This window comes from Seongchinamella unica, assembly GCF_004354085.1.
GTDB classification, from domain to species: Bacteria; Pseudomonadota; Gammaproteobacteria; order Pseudomonadales; family Halieaceae; genus Halioglobus; species Halioglobus unicus.
The window spans coordinates 871,980-887,261 of the sequence record NZ_SMSE01000002.1; the positions used below are offsets into that span (position 1 = coordinate 871,980).

A 15,282-nucleotide genomic window follows, 5' to 3' on the forward strand; every position below is an offset into this window, starting at 1 on the left:
CGTACCTCGATTAATGGGGGCAGAAACCGAGATTACAACCGCCAGGGGTATGCCCCGGCAGGTCAACCGCCCGGCAGGTAGCCGGGCGCCGCCTCACTATTCTTCAGTTGACGCCGCGCGTGCTGTCGGTTCGTGGTTCTGGTAGACCAGCAGGGGTTCGGAATCCCCGCGGATCACAGACTCATCGATGACAACCTTGCTGACATCATCCCGCGATGGAATGTTGTACATGGAATCCAGCAGAACGCCCTCGAGAATGGAGCGCAGGCCCCGCGCGCCGGTTTTGCGCTCCATGGCTTTTTCGGCCACCGCACGCAAACCGTCCTCGCGGAAATCAACCTCCACGTCCTCCATCTCAAACAGCTTACTGTACTGCTTGGTGAGGGAGTTCTTGGGTTCCGTGAGAATTTTGACCAGCGCGTCGACGTCAAGTTCCTCCAGGGTTGCAATCACCGGCAGGCGACCGACAAATTCTGGAATCAGGCCGTACTGCACCAGGTCATCGGGCTCCAGTTCGAACAGCAATTCACCCACATTACTGGTCTCGTCCTTGGTCTTCACCTCGGCATTGAAACCTATACCGCCCTTTTCCGAGCGATTGCGGATGACCTTGTCGAGGCCGGCAAAGGCACCGCCGCAAATGAACAGAATATTGGAGGTGTCCACCTGCAGGAACTCCTGCTGGGGGTGCTTGCGTCCACCCTGGGGGGGAACCGAAGCCACCGTCCCTTCAATCAGTTTGAGCAGTGCCTGCTGCACCCCCTCTCCGGAGACATCCCGGGTGATGGAGGGGTTGTCGGATTTACGCGAAATCTTGTCGATTTCATCGATGTAGACGATACCCACCTGGGCCTTTTCAACATCGTAATCGCATTTCTGCAACAGCTTCTGGATGATATTTTCCACGTCTTCGCCCACGTAACCGGCCTCGGTGAGGGTGGTCGCGTCGGCGATCGTGAAAGGTACGTCCAGCAACCGGGCCAGCGTCTCCGCCAGCAGGGTCTTGCCGGAACCGGTGGGGCCGACCAGCAGGATATTACTCTTGCCGAGTTCGACATCCTCGCCGCGGCTCTGGCCATGGCGCAAGCGCTTGTAGTGATTGTACACGGCAACAGAGAGCACCTTTTTGGCACGCTGCTGACCAATCACGTACTCATCGAGAATAGCCTTGATTTCCTGGGGCACCGGCAAGTGGTCCTGGGAAGACTCGCCGTTGGACTCCTGTACTTCTTCGCGGATGATGTCGTTGCACAAATCGACACATTCATCACAGATAAACACCGAGGGACCGGCGATGAGTTTGCGCACTTCATGCTGGCTTTTGCCGCAGAAGGAGCAGTACAACAGCTTGCCGCCGTCGTCGCCGGAATTGGTGGTTTCGTCACTCATTAAGCCGCCCTACGCGAAAATAGCTGAATTTGCATCGTCTTAGCCCCTAAGATGATGTTTTTTCCGGTGTTTTGCAAGCCCCCGAGGGGGCCAAAAGCAGGTTATGCTGGCCTACTCGCCAGCACTCCCCCTGCGCGTCACAACTTCGTCCACCAAACCGTAGCCCTTGCTTTCCTCGGCATTCATGAACCGGTCCCGTTCGGTATCGCGCTCGATAACCTCCAGGGGCTGTCCGGTGTGCTCGGCCATCAGCTCGTTGAGCTTCTTGCGAATGATGAGGATCTCCCTGGCGTGGATCTCGATATCGGTCGCCTGGCCCTGGGCACCGCCCGAGGGCTGGTGGATCATGGTACGGGCATTGGGAAGGCAGTAGCGCTTGCCCTTGGCGCCGCCACAGAGCAGGAAAGCCCCCATGGAAGCGGCCTGGCCAACGCACATGGTGCTGACATCGGGCTTGATGAACTGCATGGTGTCGTAAATTGACAGGCCCGCGGTGACGCTGCCACCGGGAGAGTTGATGTAGAGATGGATGTCCTTGTCGGGATTCTCGGACTCCAGAAACAGCATCTGGGCGACGATCAGGTTGGCCATGTGGTCCTCGACCGGGCCGACCATGAAGATCACCCGCTCTTTCAGCAGTCGGGAGTAAATATCGTAAGAGCGTTCTCCGCGGGAGGTCTGCTCCACCACCATGGGTACCAGCCCCAGGTTGTCGATCGATTGAGAATTGCGCCCGTCTGGCTGAAATGGCATAGCGTACCGTCCCTATATAGTGATTATGCAGATAAAGGGCGGCGCTCAGGCGCCGCCTCGCGGAGAGACGCTATCAGGCTTCGTCCTGGGCTGCAGGGGCAATCGCCTCCTGATAGCTGCACTCCTTCTCGGTTATCTTGGCACTCTCGAGGAGTTTTTCAACCACCTGATCCTCAAGAACCTTGGATTCAACTGAGGCAAGCTGTTCCTGGTTGGAGTAGTACCAGTTGATCACCTCTTCCGGCTCCTGGTAAGTGGACGCCATTTCCTCAATGGTTTCACGTACCTTCTCCGGGTCAGCCTTCAGTTCCAGCTTGGCGATCAGCTCCGACAGCACCAGTCCCAACTTGACCCGCTTCTCGGCATTCTCGGTGAACATATCGTCTGGCAGCAGGGACTTGAGATCCATGTTCTGGGCGCCTGCACCGCCGAACTGCTGGAACATCTGGTTGCGCAGGGCGTCCACTTCCTGGGCGACCAGGGCACGGGGAATTTCGACGGTTCCGTGGGCGGCGATCACAGCGTCCATGACCTGCTGCTTCACTTTACCCTCGACAGCATTTTTCAGCTCGCGAGTCATGTTCTCCGCCACTTCCTTGCGGAACTGCTCTTCTCCGCCCTCTTCCACGCCATACTGGGCGAACAGCTCTTCGTTGAGCTCGGCAGGGACCATTTCCTCCACCTTGTTCAGGGTGACCTTGAACTCTACGGCGGCACCTTTGAGGTCCTCGTTGTGGTAGTCCTCAGGGAAACTCAGTTCCAGGGTCTTTTCCTCACCGGCTTTCATGCCGACAATGCCGTCCTCGAATCCGGGAATCATACGACCGGAACCCAGTTCGAGCTCGGACCCTTCGGCGCTGCCGCCCTCAAAGGCTTCCCCGTCCCTGGTGCCGACATAATCGATAACGACCTTGTCGCCCTCCGCGGCTGCGCGCTCCGTCTCCTGCCAGCTGCCCTGCTGCTTGCGGAACACTTCAATGATGTTGTCCACGTCCTCGTCGGTCACTTCAGCGACCGGCTTCTCGACCTCGAAGTCCTTCATCTCGGCGACCTCAACCTCCGGGAACACCTCGAAGGTGGCGACATACTCCAGATCCTTGCCGGCATCCAGGGACTTGGGCTCGATGCTGGGCTGGCCAGCGGGACGTAACTGTTCCTGAACCACGGCTTCCTGGAAGGACTGGCTCATGACTTCACCAAGAACTTCCTGACGCACGCCCGCGCCAAAGCGCTGACGCATGACTTTCATTGGCACCTTGCCGGGACGGAAGCCAGGCATACGTACATCCTTGGCAGCCTTTTTCAGGCGCTCGTCAACCGCACCGTCTATGCGGGCAGCGGGTACACCCACGGTCAAACGACGCTCCAGTCCAGAAGTCGTCTCAATAGAAACCTGCATGGTTTATCCTCAATCTTTAACCAGATCTAGAGTACCTTTGGCACTCTGTTGTAAATACAGCCGCCGGTTATTTCACCGCGACTGCGCAATTTTTGATTGACCCGCTCACGGGAACCGCCAACTACTGGCCGCCCTCACCTGCCCTGGCGGGTGCGACCACGGCTGTGTTCCGCGCCAGCACCAACAATTAGCCCCTTTAAATCAATATGTTAACTGCACCTGCAGCGACCACCAGGGTGACAATTCGAGTCCTTCGAAGCCACCTGACTGGCAGCCAGGCCAGATTCAGGCGCAACCGGGGCGAAGTTAATTAAAGGCGCGGAATTATACCTAGAAAAGCGTCATAGTAAAGGGAGTCGTGGCAGGCATGCACAGGAGAGCCGGACGGCGCGATAAGTGCGCCCGGCGCGTGCATCAACCCAGCGGGGTCGGATTACCCCGGGGGAAATGCCCCCGCAGAGTGCGAGGGAACATTTCGAGGGTGCTAGCGATTGAACAAAGTCTTGCGGCTATGTATTGGGACAAGCGTTCATGGTCACCGTTGCCCCAGGAGGAATCTGCGTACCGACGTCTGCATCGGTCACTACCTGCACCTCCGGGGGACAGTTCAGTCGATAACCGAGGACTTCGAGGGTGGCCGAAGCGCACTGGTTCTCCAGTGTTCCACCACCTATGCCACTACGCTGGTCATGGAAGAGCTCCTGCCCGCCGGCACAGAGGCTACTCTCAGTGGGCACGACTGCGGTGGTCGTGGCAGTGGCGTTGTCCACACCCAGCCCCGTTAACGCCAGGCCTCCGCCGAGGAGCGTCACGCTCAGCACCTTCTGGGTCATGCCTTTCTGCTGCAGAAAGCGCAAAGCGATGACCGCCATCAAAAGACCGAGGGCAATCATCGCCGAGGTCCCCATTGCCGGGACCGCGGCGACCGCGCCAGGGGCTGCGCCGGGGGGGCCCAGGATAACGCCTGTACTTCCCCCTGCGTGGGCTACCGTGGAAAAGACCGAGGCCAGAGAGGCCAGGGAAACCAGAAATACCGATTGCCTGAATTTTGGGTACGATGCCATACTGATATCCTTGTTATTGTTACAGATTCTGTCACAGCATTTTTACGACATCGATATCCTAATCCACTAAATCCGGATAAACAAGGGGGACATTTGGAGCAGGTCGCCACCATCGAGGAGCCCCTGATCTCGATCTACGTGTTTACCGCCATCGTGTATGCGGTACTGATCGTCGCTGAATCCCTATTACCCCGCCGGGACCCGGGAAATACACTCATCTGGCGCTGGACCAACAACTTCAGTATCGGCATCCTGAGCTGGTATCTCAGCGCCGTCGTCGGTACCTGGATGCTGATCTGGGCAACTCAGGCAGACCTGTTATCGAACTACCGGCTGAGCGACTATTTCGGCAACAGGCCAGTACAGGGATTTCTCGCCCTGCTGGTCATCAGCCAGCTGGTCAGCTACTGGTTCCACCGGGCCTTCCACCGCTTTTCCTGGTTGTGGCCGCTGCACGCGGTTCACCATGCCGATACGGAATTCGATGTTTCCACCTCCTACCGCCACCACCCCCTGGAACCCCTGGTCAGCCTGCCGGTCATGGTGCCGATCGTTTTACTACTGGGGGTCAATGCGGAGAGCGCCTTCTCCTACCGCTTGTTTGCCGTCGCCGCCACGCTTTTCAGCCACAGCAATATTCGCATCCATCAATCCCTGGAGAGACCGTTGCGACGGGTGTTTCTCACCCCGGACTTCCACCGGATTCACCACTGCTCGGAGCAACAATACACAGACAGTAATTTTGGCAGCCTTGTGCCCTGGTTCGACTACCTGTTCGGCACCGCGCGCCATCGCCCCGCTGAAGACCAGCCCCACATGGAACTCGGGCTTGAGTACTTGCGAGAACCACGGGAGTGTCGCCTGGACCGGCAATTACTGATGCCCCTGAGCGTGCCCAGGGCGATTAACCAGCATCAGGAGCCTTGACCGCATCGCCGAGTCACTGCCATGGGCAGGGGATCGGGCCGAATTCAACGTGATAGCCATACGTCAGATATGCGGTGGGGGGTGGCCAGAGGTGGACCGAACAAGGGCCTCGGTTTACCGGCAGGCAGGCGCTTCAACAGGAGGCCGCATGCCCCTTGTGAAAAATGGTGCGGAAGGAGAGACTCGAACTCTCACGCCTTGCGGCACTGGTACCTAAAACCAGCGCGTATACCAATTTCGCCACTTCCGCAGATGCCTGACCCTGAGCTGGCAGAACTCGAATCGCCTCGAAGTTAAGCCCTCTAACTCTTTGATTCCTGTGGACTATATGCACTGGAAAAGCAACATACCCCAGGGTCACAACGGCGCCGATTCTGGCACAAAGGACAGCCCGGTTCAACCACTCAACGACAGGGCTGCGCCAACAACAGCACCAGGGCTTCATCCGGGTCCCGGTGAGCCAGGGGAAAATGTCCGCCACAGGGCAACAGCGCCCCCTGCTCCGGGCCCAACGTGGCCTCCGCCAGCGACAGTTCGCCAGCGACCACCATCAGCAACTGGTAGCTATCATCGCAATCGACGACAAGGTCGGCCCCCGGCGCCAGCGTGATCCTGCGAACCTCGAAATCGGGAAAATCCACAATACGCTCGATGGTAACGCCGCTTTTTGCCGGCAACGCGGTGAAGTGATCAGTATCGGGTGGGGTGAGCCGCATCTTCGATACCGCGATCGTGGTATCCCAGTGCTCCTGGGTAAGCACTTTCTGCGCAAAGGACAGAATCTGCCGCTCGTATACCGGCGTCTGGAACTCAATGGTCCGAACGCCGTGCTGCAAGGAATGGGGCATCAGCAGCGGCACCACCACCACGTCGCCGACCCGGAGCTCGCGCATGAAGGTAAAGGCATTCATTTGCTCGCGCAGTTCCGCTTCGCTCTGCTGCAGGACTTCGTCGACGGCAACCCCTTGCGGGAGTTCATCGATCTGCCGCCTGACCACCTCGTAGGCCTGAACCGCTGTCAGATAGTGCTGCCGGAATTCCTCCTCACTGCCCGCCTCGCCCAGTTTCACCGGGTCGAAGCCATAGCGGATGCCGCCGACGCCGTCGGGCCACGCGCTGCGGTCCACGTGGGTTACCACATAGACCTCGCGCTTCTTCTCATGCAGCTCAAAGTACAGGTCGCCTGTCACTTCCCGCGGCAAGGGGTCGAGAATCTTCAACAGCACCAGCGGCGCCTCGGCGGACCCCGCCTGCTCCCGGGGGAACAAGGCCTGCACCCAGGGTATCGGCAAGGAATAGCGTCCATCGGAGAACCGGCACAGGCCACGCTCTTCCGCACCGGTAAACCAGATCTCCTGTCCCCAGGGCTTGGGAATACAGACCGGCGTCAGCAGTAAGGGCTGGCCGGGGCGGAATACCGGCAGCCCCTGCTGGGTCGCCCAGGCGCACAGGCCGACAGCGGCAAGCTGGTCTTCAACAGGTTGAGTTTCAGGCCCGGTCACCGTGCACTCGTAGCCGTCACCTCCCGACCGCTTGCGGTAGATAGCCACCAGGGGCTGGTCTGCGGGCGTCGGCAGCCACCACTGCTGGAGGCGGAAATCGACCAACAGCAGATCGCCCTCGCCGGCGCCATCGAGCCAACGCGACAACGCGTCGACCGGGCCCCCGGACACTCGCTTGATGCTGACTTTTCTGGACTGGGTTACTGACACCTGGCGTACCTCTTGCCGGTCTGTGCGGTGGGCCGTATATAACCGTTTATAATTAGCTAAGCTATTGATATTCCCAAATATGTTAAAAAACGATCAATTCACTTGTGGAAAATTACCAAATTTGAGCGATACTAAGGATGTGGCTACCTATCCCCTAGTTTAGTCGGGTGGTCGCGGGAGCATACCCAATGCTCTCAAAGGGAAGCAATTCCTTTATGTTTCACTCCTAATGGTCTTATTGGGTCCCTTTCGGGACCCATTTTTTTAAATTTCATTTCAATAAATTCAAAGACTTAAGGGCAACTTTAAAGAATTTACTTCAGGCTTACATGGTGTGAGTGGGCCGGTCAGAGCCAAGCGAACCTGCCAGGTGATTCTCGATCTTGGCATTGGCTGCCGCATCCTGTTCGCTGAATTGCACACCGATGCCGGCGGTTCGATTGCCCTGGGCGCCTCGAGGGGTTACCCACACGACTTTACCGGCAATGGGGATTTTTTCCGGCTCATCCATCAGGGTCAACAGCATGAAGACCTCGTCGCCAAGCGCGTAGGCCTTGTTGGTAGGGACAAAGAGGCCGCCATTTTCGAGAAACGGCATGTAGGCAGAATACAGTACCGCCTTGTCCTTTATGGTCAGCGACAGGATGCCATTGCGGCTGTTTTGTCTGGCGTCGTTCATGCCCCGTTCTCCCCTGTTTATCGCCTGATACTACCACCGGCTGCAGCGCTGCCCAATACAGACTGCAGCTTTTCCAGTAAAACTTCCGTGAGTAGCTGCCGGTTGGGGTTGGCTCCGCCGCGCACGGCTTTCTGGATACCGCCCAATTCATCCAGCAGCTCAAAAGCGCGTCTGCCCTGGATGCTGTTAAGGGCTGCGCTGTCCAGCTGCTTCAGGCTGCCTCGCAGGGTGCCGGCAACCTGTTCCAGCACCTCGTCCATGGAGGACTGGGCCAGCATCTGGCCCGCCTCGGGTGCGCTGAGTTTGCCCCCTACCAGGCCGCGGCAGGCGACCCGCGCTGCGATCAGCGCTTCACTGTCAGCGCTTTGCTGCATCGCCTCGGCCAGCATGGGCATACCGTCGGCCAGTTCCAGCAGGTATTCACTTTGCTGGCGACTCCCCGTGACCTGGTCCAGCCACTGTAGCGCTACATCCTTGCCTGGCAAGGGTAGCTTGACGATCTGGCAGCGGGAGCGGATTGTCGCGGGGACCGCGTGCAGCTGGTCACAGGCCAGGATGAGAAAAGTCCCCGGCGAGGGCTCTTCCAGGGATTTGAGCAGGGCGTTGGCCGCGTTGGTATTCATGGCATCCGCCGGCGCTATCACGATCACCTTGCGAGCGCCGAAGTTGGCCGTTTTAGTGGCGAAACTGACGGTGTCACGGACCTGGTCAATCCTGATCGCCCGGCTCTTCTCTTCCGGTTGCAGCCAACGAAGGTCGCCGTGGCTACCATTGGCACTGAGCTCACAGGCATGACAGGTGCCGCAATTGAGCCCACCACTGGGCGCCTGGCACAGCAGCAGGCGGGCCAGCGCCAGCGCCAGACGGCTTTTACCGCTGTTGGCGACACCCGACAGCAAAAGTGCGTGTGGAAGACTGTTATCACTCAACTGCTGGTTGAAGCGTGCCCAGGCCTCGCCCTGCCAGGGCATGGGTGCACTGGTGACAGGCAGGCCGGTTAACTCCATCACGGGTGCCGTACCCCCCAGCAGGTGGCCAGCTCATCACACACTTCCTGCAGCTGCTGCTCCACCTCCGTCAGGGGCCTGGCGGCGTCGATCACCCGGTAGCGGCCGCTGCCTTCCCCGGCAAGCTGCAGGTAGGTGGCCCGCACCCGCTCGAAAAACTCGACCTGTTCCTGCTCGAACCTGTCGAGCTCCGCACGCTCCCGGGCCCTCGACAGACCGACATCCACCGGCGCGTCCAGTAGCAGCGTGTAATCGGGCCGAAGATCGCCCTGCACCAACTGCTCAAGCTCGCGAATGGCGGCCATGGGAAGCTGCCTGCCACCGCCCTGGTAGGCATAGGTCGCATCGGTAAAGCGATCGCAAAGCACCCAGCGCCCTGATCCGAGCGCCGGTTCCACGACCTCGGCCAGATGCTGGGCCCGGGCGGCAAAAATCAACAGCAGTTCTGCCGTGGGCGCGACTTCCTCCTGTCGGGGCCGCAACAACAGCTCCCGGATATCCTCGCCCAGGGCGGTACCACCGGGTTCCCGGGTGACAACCAGATCAATACCCAGCTCGGTCAGGTGTTGCTCGAGAAAGGCCATGTTGGTCGATTTACCAACGCCCTCGCCGCCCTCGACAGTAATGAATAATCCTCGTGAATCCATGATCTCTCTTATTCTGGTGGCGGGCTCGAACGATAATCCTCGCGCCGCTGCAGCTGGTATTTACGCACGGCGCGCTGATGCTCGGCAAGCGTGTCGCTGAAGTAGTGCCCGCCATCACCCCGGGCGACAAAATACAGCGATGACCCCTGGTCCGGATGCAGTGCAGCATGAATGGCGTCGCGTCCCGGCAGGGCGATGGGCGACGGCGGCAACCCCCGGTGACGGTAAGTGTTGTAGGGATTGCTGTCGTCCTGCAGATGCTTGCGCCGCAGGTTGCCATCAAAACTGTCACCGAGGCCGTAAATTACCGTCGGATCCGTCTGCAGGCGCATATTCAGCTTCAGCCGGCGGACAAACACACCCGCGATTTCGTCGCGCTCGTGTTGCAGCCCGGTCTCGCGCTCGACGATGCTCGCCATCACCAGTGCCTCGTAGGGCGAGGCATAGGGTAGCCCGTCCTCCCTGGCCTGCCATTCCTCATCGAGAATACGGGCCATGACGGCGTGGGCGCGCTCGAGTATATCGTAATCGGTGGCGCCCCGTTCGAACTGGTAGCTGTCGGGGAAAAACAGTCCCTCCGGACGCGCATGGGGAGCGACCAGTTCCAGCAGTCGGGGATCGTCCGGGCCTGACAGCACCTGCTTTAATTCGCCGGTAGCCGCAAGAATCCCGAGCGCCCGGGACAGGGTTATGCCCTCCGGCAGAGTCACCCGGTAATTGATGACCCTGCCCTGCTGCAACAGTCCCAGCAGCCCGGCAGCGGTGGTTCCGGTCGGAATACGGTATTCACCGCGCTTTATCTGCTGGTCGAGGCCGGTCCAGCGACCGTACAGGCGCAGCATCCAGCCATCGCCATAGACGCCATCTGCCTCGAGCTGTGCGACCACTGAGCGCAGTGTTGCCCCGGCGCCGACATCGAGCAGGTAGCCCCCGGCCGGAACTGCCATCGGTTGTTGCCACCGCTGTTGCAACACATTGGCTGCCAACGCGGCAACGGCAGCGGACACCAGCAGGAATAGCAGCAGCCGCTTTAACACGACATCGCGCCCACGTATTCTTCGTGCAATGCCCGGCAAACGGAATGGTCATGCCACTGGCGCGGCCCCAGGCTGGTAACCGGCTGCAGGCCGCGGATGCTGTTACAGACGAACACCTCGTCCGCCGCGGTCAGTTGCGCGGGTGAGATATGCGTCTCGGCAACGGGAATGGAAATAGCCGGAGCGAGTTGCTCCAGCACCAGCCGTCGGCGCGTGCCGGCAATGCCGCAGGTTTCCAGGGCCGGGGTAAGCAACTGGCCCCGCTCCAGCATGAACAGATTACCGGCGCTCACCGAACACACATGTCCCTGGGCATCGAGCACCACCAGTTCATCTGCAGGGAGGTCTGCGAGCTGGTTGGCCACCAGGACCTGCTCCAGCCGGTTCAGGTGTTTGATCCCGGCCAGCAATGGCTGGCTGGACCAGTGCAGTTGCGCCCAGTCCAGGGCGACAGGCGCACCTGGCTGACAGCGATCCTGGTGCAGCGGTGCAGCGGTAATAACGACTCGCGGCCTGGCATCGGCCGGCGCCGCATAGCCGCGCGGCGCACTGCCGCGAGTCACCGTAAGCCGCAACGCGGACCACGGATAATCCTGCAATTCGCCAGCGGCCTGCTGCAGGCAGTTGCGCACCCTGTCGAGACAGTCGGGAAATGCCAGCCGCTGGAGGCCGGCGGCCAGGCGATCCAGGTGCAGGTGCTGGAATTGCGGAACACCGGCGCGCAGCAACAGGGTTTCAAACAGTCCGTCGCCAAAATCCAGGCCCCGGTCAGGCAGCGGCAGTGCCGATGCCCGTTCGCCGTCCACCCAGATCAGCGCAGTTGCAGACACCGCCGAACCGGTCAGTCGGGCTTGCTGAACAGCAGGGACCCGTTGGTGCCGCCAAAGCCGAAGGAGTTGGACAGCACGCTGTGAATCTCCCTCTCCTGTGCCGTGTGGGGCACGTAATTCAGGTTGGCGCCCTCGTCCGGATTGTCGAGATTAATCGTCGGCGGACACACCTGGTCTCGGATCGCCAGTACCGAGAACACCGCCTCAACGGCACCGGCCGCACCCAGCAGGTGCCCGATCATGGACTTGGTGGAGCTGACGGCGACCTGTTCCGCGGCACTGCCCAGTACGGTCTCCACGGCCCTGCTCTCGGCGACATCACCGGCGGGAGTAGAGGTGCCGTGGGCATTGATGTAGTTAATCTTGTCCACCGCGATACCGGCGTCGCGCACCGCATTCGCCATGGAAGCTGCGGCTCCGCGACCATCCTCCGGAGGAAGCGTCATATGGTAAGCGTCACCACTCATGCCAAACCCGGTCAGTTCCGCATAAATCGTCGCACCGCGGGCTTTTGCCGACTCGTACTCTTCCAGCATCATGACGCCGGCACCGTCGCCGAGGACAAAACCGTCGCGATCCCGGTCCCAGGGACGGGAGGCAGCCTGCGGATCGTCGTTGCGGGTGGACAGCGCCCGGGCAGCGGCAAAGCCGCCGAGCCCGACCGGGGTGGTCGCCATTTCAGCACCACCAACCAGCATCGCGTCCGCGTCCCCAAGGGCAATCAGGCGGGCACCCAGGCCGATATTATGAGTGCCGGTCGTGCAGGCGGTCACCACAGCGAGGTTGGGACCCTGCATGTTGTACTTCACCGACAGGTTGCCGGAAATCATATTGATGATGGAGCCCGGCACAAAAAACGGGGAAATTTTCCTGGGCCCGGACCTGGCAACGATCTCGGTATTTTTTTCTATCTGGCCAATGCCGCCAATGCCGGAACCAATCGCACAACCGACTCGCGGCGCATTCTCCTCAGTGACTTCGAAGCCACTGTCCTCCAGCGCCTGGATACCTGCTGCCATACCATACTGGACAAAGGCATCCATCTTGCGGGCGTCTTTGGGAGCCAGGTAAGCGGATATGTCGAAGTCGCGCACACTGGCACTGAACTGCGTGCTGTACGCGGAGACATCGAAACTTTCAATCTGGGCCGCGCCACTTTTCCCGGCGAGAATATTTGCCCAGGTTTCGGCGACCGTATGGCCAACAGGGGTCACAACACCCAGACCTGTCACAGCGACTCTTCTGCCAATCAAGTTAGCATCTCCTCTACGATAGGATTTTCAGGAAGCATAAAGAAGAAAAGCCGCTCTATCAAAAAATAGAAACGGCTTCTCGAAGGAGCTGCTTGGATCAGGCGAGGTTTTCGTTGATGTAGTCGATCGCCAGCTTGACAGTGGTAATCTTCTCGGCTTCCTCGTCGGGAATTTCAGTCTCGAATTCCTCTTCAAGGGCCATCACCAACTCCACGGTGTCCAGAGAGTCCGCGCCCAGGTCCTCGACAAACGAGGCCTCAGTCTGCACTTCTTCTTCTTTCACGCCAAGCTGCTCCGCTACGATTTTCTTAACGCGTTCTTCAATGCTGCTCATGATTTTTTTTCACTCCTGAGATTTAGTGCTGATTCAAACCCTGTAACTCGGCCTGAGCGCGCATTTTACTCTGTTTTGTCCAAGAGTTATAAATATTTTTTTTGCGCGCTGCAGAATGGGACCTATTGGCTGCCATTTCAAGCAGTTAGGCCATATACATGCCGCCATTTATATGCAGTGTTTCGCCGGTGATATAACCCGCCGCATCGCTGCAGAGGAAGCCCACCAGCGCGGCGATCTCCTCCGGCTGGCCCAGCCTGCCGAGGGGTATCTGCCCCAGCATGAGGTCACGCTGCTGGTCGTTGAGCTCGCGTGTCATGTCGGTATCGATAAAGCCCGGCGCCACGCAATTGACCGTCACCGAGCGCGAGCCCAGTTCCCGTGCCAGCGCCCGGGAGAATCCCTCGGCACCCGCCTTGGTGGCCGCGTAATTGCTCTGACCCATATTACCCATGGAGCCCACGACCGAGGTAATGTTGACGATGCGCCCCCAGCGGGCCTTGGTCATGCCACGCAGGCAGGCCTTGCTGACCCGGTACAGCGCGTTGAGGTTGGTATCGATCACCTCACTCCATTCATCGGCTTTCATCCGCATCAGGATATTATCGCGGGTGATGCCGGCGTTATTGACCAGCACCAGCGGCGCGCCAAACTGGCCTGTGATCGCCTTGAGCACCTCGGCCACACTGCCATCATCGGCGACGTTGAGCTTCATCCCACAGCCATCGTTGCCCGCCGCCTTGAGGTAGGCACTGATGTTATCGGCTCCCCCATCACTGGTCGCCGTACCCACCACGGTGTAGCCATCGGCAGCCAGTTGCTCGGCAATGGCCTTGCCAATTCCGCGGCTGGCACCGGTCACCAGGGCTACCTTCTTTTCTTCACTCATTCTCGATCTCCTTTGGGTGGGTGGGCTCAGCCCAGTTCCTGCTTCGCGGACGCGAGGGATTCGGGGTCTTCCAGCGAGTAGCTGGCCAGTGCCTTGTCGATACGTCGGTTGAGCCCACTCAGTACCTTGCCCGGCCCACACTCGACAATGTTGGTCACCCCGGCGTCAGTCATCGCCTGTATGCAGCGGGTCCACTGGACAGGGCTGTAGATCTGTTGGACCAGCAGTGCTCGAATCGCCTCCGGATCTGATTCCGTCTGTGCATGCACATTATGCACCACCGGGATTTCCGGGCTGTTGATATCCAGGTCGGCCATGGCCTCGGCCAGACGCTCTCCCGCCGGCTGCATCAGTTCGGTATGGAAAGGTGCGCTTACCGGTAGCGGCATCGCCCGCTTCGCCCCGGCTTCTTTTAGCGCCGCTATGGCGGTGTCGACCGGCCCGGTATGGCCGGCGATTACCACCTGCCCCGGCGAATTGAAATTAACCGCGGCCACAACTCCGTCGGTGTCGGCACAAATACGGTTAATGGTGTCGTCATCCAGACCGATGATCGCCGCCATGGCGCCCTCGCCGACCGGGACCGCCGTTTGCATGAACTGGCCGCGACTGCGCACCAGGCGAACGCCGTCCGCAAAGCCCAGGGCTCCGGCACACACCAGTGCTGAAAATTCACCGAGACTGTGGCCGGCCATCAGTGCGGGACGCGCCCCGCCCTGGGATTGCCAGGCCCGCCAGAGAGCAACCGAGGACGCCAACAGCACCGGCTGGGTTGTTTCGGTGAGGTTCAGCGCATCCTGTTCGCCGTTCTGGACCAGGTCCCACATATCGTATCCCAGGGCATCCGAGGCTTCGGCGAAGGTATCCCGGACCGCTTCAAATTGCTCATGGGCAGCGGCAAGCATGCCCACTTTCTGGGAACCCTGTCCCGGGAAGACGAAGGCGAGTGACTTTTCTGACATGGTGTATTCCTGACGAGTCGCGTTTAGGGAGAACTGCCCGGTGACCGCGCAGGGGCGGTCGCGGCAACTGGAGACAGCCAGGCCGGGCGCGCGGTTTTTTCAGGGGGCAGAAATGTTGACAGCGCTCCGATTGGAAGCGCTGTCGCGATGGCGGAGGCGTTGGCCTCCGCGGATAGTGCAAACGGTACTGGTGACCGCCTGGACAAGTCGTTAGTCGTCGGAACCGGTTTCGACGACTTTCTTGCCACGGTAGAAGCCGTCGGCGCTCACGTGGTGGCGACGATGGGTTTCACCGGAAGTCTGGTCCACAGACAGCGTGGATCCTGACAGCGCATCGTGGGAACGACGCATTCCGCGACGAGAGCGGGTCTTCTTACTTTTCTGAACAGCCATGGCTAAC

Annotated in this window: 16 protein-coding genes and 1 tRNA gene; 1 reads left to right on the forward strand and 16 read right to left on the reverse strand. The window is 59.8% G+C overall.

The features are described 5' to 3' along the window. Window positions 1–96: 96 nt before the first annotated feature. The 4 genes from clpX to E2F43_RS11090 all read right to left on the reverse strand — a co-directional run bounded on the left by clpX (window position 97) and on the right by E2F43_RS11090 (window position 4,605). Window positions 97–1,389 (reverse strand): ATP-dependent Clp protease ATP-binding subunit ClpX, encoded by a 1,293-nt coding sequence (clpX, locus tag E2F43_RS11075; protein ID WP_133212575.1) that lies wholly within the window; start codon window positions 1,387–1,389, stop codon window positions 97–99. 111 nt (window positions 1,390–1,500) lie between these two features. Beyond that, entirely contained in the window at window positions 1,501–2,142 is a 642-nt protein-coding gene (gene clpP / locus E2F43_RS11080) for an ATP-dependent Clp endopeptidase proteolytic subunit ClpP (RefSeq protein ID WP_133212577.1), read from the reverse strand. Between the two features lie 73 nt (window positions 2,143–2,215). Then, a complete protein-coding gene (tig, locus tag E2F43_RS11085; protein ID WP_133212579.1) occupies window positions 2,216–3,541 on the reverse strand; it encodes a trigger factor in 1,326 nt (441 codons plus the stop codon). Window positions 3,542–4,050: 509 nt separating this feature from the next. Next, window positions 4,051–4,605 (reverse strand): hypothetical protein, encoded by a 555-nt coding sequence (locus E2F43_RS11090; RefSeq protein WP_133212581.1) that lies wholly within the window; start codon window positions 4,603–4,605, stop codon window positions 4,051–4,053. A 93-nt stretch (window positions 4,606–4,698) separates the two neighbouring features. Here E2F43_RS11090 and E2F43_RS11095 point away from each other — a divergent pair, with 93 nt between their 5' ends. Continuing rightward, window positions 4,699–5,532, forward strand: a complete 834-nt coding sequence (locus E2F43_RS11095) for a sterol desaturase family protein (protein ID WP_133212583.1) — start codon at window positions 4,699–4,701, stop codon at window positions 5,530–5,532. A gap of 165 nt (window positions 5,533–5,697) precedes the next feature. Here E2F43_RS11095 and E2F43_RS11100 read toward each other — a convergent pair. The 12 genes from E2F43_RS11100 to rpmF form a co-directional block, all read right to left on the reverse strand. Next, window positions 5,698–5,782: transfer RNA gene (locus E2F43_RS11100), tRNA-Leu, on the reverse strand. 154 nt (window positions 5,783–5,936) lie between these two features. Next, window positions 5,937–7,244 (reverse strand): hypothetical protein, encoded by a 1,308-nt coding sequence (locus tag E2F43_RS11105; protein WP_133212585.1) that lies wholly within the window; start codon window positions 7,242–7,244, stop codon window positions 5,937–5,939. Between the two features lie 325 nt (window positions 7,245–7,569). Then, the gene (locus tag E2F43_RS11110) at window positions 7,570–7,923 is read right to left on the reverse strand and encodes a PilZ domain-containing protein (protein WP_133212587.1); all 354 of its coding nucleotides are present in this window, start codon (window positions 7,921–7,923) and stop codon (window positions 7,570–7,572) included. Between the two features lie 17 nt (window positions 7,924–7,940). After that, window positions 7,941–8,930, reverse strand: a complete 990-nt coding sequence (gene holB / locus E2F43_RS11115; protein WP_238946889.1) for a DNA polymerase III subunit delta' — start codon at window positions 8,928–8,930, stop codon at window positions 7,941–7,943. After that, complete coding sequence (tmk, locus tag E2F43_RS11120) at window positions 8,930–9,577, reverse strand: dTMP kinase (RefSeq protein WP_133212591.1); 648 nt, start codon at window positions 9,575–9,577, stop codon at window positions 8,930–8,932. Before tmk ends, holB begins: the two co-directional genes overlap by 1 nt. Window positions 9,578–9,585: 8 nt before the next feature. Further along, window positions 9,586–10,614, reverse strand: coding sequence for an endolytic transglycosylase MltG (gene mltG, locus E2F43_RS11125; RefSeq protein ID WP_133212593.1), 1,029 nt, complete (start codon window positions 10,612–10,614; stop codon window positions 9,586–9,588). Further along, on the reverse strand, window positions 10,608–11,444 hold the full coding sequence (gene pabC / locus E2F43_RS11130; protein ID WP_165954274.1) for an aminodeoxychorismate lyase: 837 nt from the start codon (window positions 11,442–11,444) through the stop codon (window positions 10,608–10,610). Before pabC ends, mltG begins: the two co-directional genes overlap by 7 nt. An 11-nt stretch (window positions 11,445–11,455) precedes the next feature. Beyond that, window positions 11,456–12,697: a beta-ketoacyl-ACP synthase II gene (gene fabF, locus E2F43_RS11135; RefSeq protein WP_133212597.1), complete on the reverse strand. Its 1,242-nt coding sequence runs from the start codon at window positions 12,695–12,697 to the stop codon at window positions 11,456–11,458. 97 nt (window positions 12,698–12,794) lie between these two features. Then, complete coding sequence (gene acpP / locus E2F43_RS11140) at window positions 12,795–13,031, reverse strand: acyl carrier protein (RefSeq protein ID WP_066056577.1); 237 nt, start codon at window positions 13,029–13,031, stop codon at window positions 12,795–12,797. A gap of 145 nt (window positions 13,032–13,176) precedes the next feature. Next, window positions 13,177–13,920, reverse strand: a complete 744-nt coding sequence (gene fabG / locus E2F43_RS11145) for a 3-oxoacyl-ACP reductase FabG (RefSeq protein ID WP_133212599.1) — start codon at window positions 13,918–13,920, stop codon at window positions 13,177–13,179. A 26-nt stretch (window positions 13,921–13,946) separates the two neighbouring features. Then, window positions 13,947–14,882, reverse strand: a complete 936-nt coding sequence (gene fabD / locus E2F43_RS11150; RefSeq protein WP_133212601.1) for an ACP S-malonyltransferase — start codon at window positions 14,880–14,882, stop codon at window positions 13,947–13,949. Between the two features lie 210 nt (window positions 14,883–15,092). Then, window positions 15,093–15,275, reverse strand: coding sequence for a 50S ribosomal protein L32 (rpmF, locus tag E2F43_RS11155; protein ID WP_133212603.1), 183 nt, complete (start codon window positions 15,273–15,275; stop codon window positions 15,093–15,095). Window positions 15,276–15,282: the final 7 nt, after the last annotated feature.

Coding starts and splice junctions, on each gene's coding strand:
- holB (WP_238946889.1), bottom strand. CDS start 8,930: ATGGAGTTAACCGGCCTGCCTGTCACCAGTGCACCCATGCCCTGGCAG.
- clpP (WP_133212577.1), bottom strand. CDS start 2,142: ATGCCATTTCAGCCAGACGGGCGCAATTCTCAATCGATCGACAACCTG.
- E2F43_RS11090 (WP_133212581.1), bottom strand. CDS start 4,605: ATGGCATCGTACCCAAAATTCAGGCAATCGGTATTTCTGGTTTCCCTG.
- tig (WP_133212579.1), bottom strand. CDS start 3,541: ATGCAGGTTTCTATTGAGACGACTTCTGGACTGGAGCGTCGTTTGACC.
- fabG (WP_133212599.1), bottom strand. CDS start 13,920: ATGAGTGAAGAAAAGAAGGTAGCCCTGGTGACCGGTGCCAGCCGCGGA.
- fabD (WP_133212601.1), bottom strand. CDS start 14,882: ATGTCAGAAAAGTCACTCGCCTTCGTCTTCCCGGGACAGGGTTCCCAG.
- clpX (WP_133212575.1), bottom strand. CDS start 1,389: ATGAGTGACGAAACCACCAATTCCGGCGACGACGGCGGCAAGCTGTTG.
- tmk (WP_133212591.1), bottom strand. CDS start 9,577: ATGGATTCACGAGGATTATTCATTACTGTCGAGGGCGGCGAGGGCGTT.
- E2F43_RS11110 (WP_133212587.1), bottom strand. CDS start 7,923: ATGAACGACGCCAGACAAAACAGCCGCAATGGCATCCTGTCGCTGACC.
- acpP (WP_066056577.1), bottom strand. CDS start 13,031: ATGAGCAGCATTGAAGAACGCGTTAAGAAAATCGTAGCGGAGCAGCTT.
- rpmF (WP_133212603.1), bottom strand. CDS start 15,275: ATGGCTGTTCAGAAAAGTAAGAAGACCCGCTCTCGTCGCGGAATGCGT.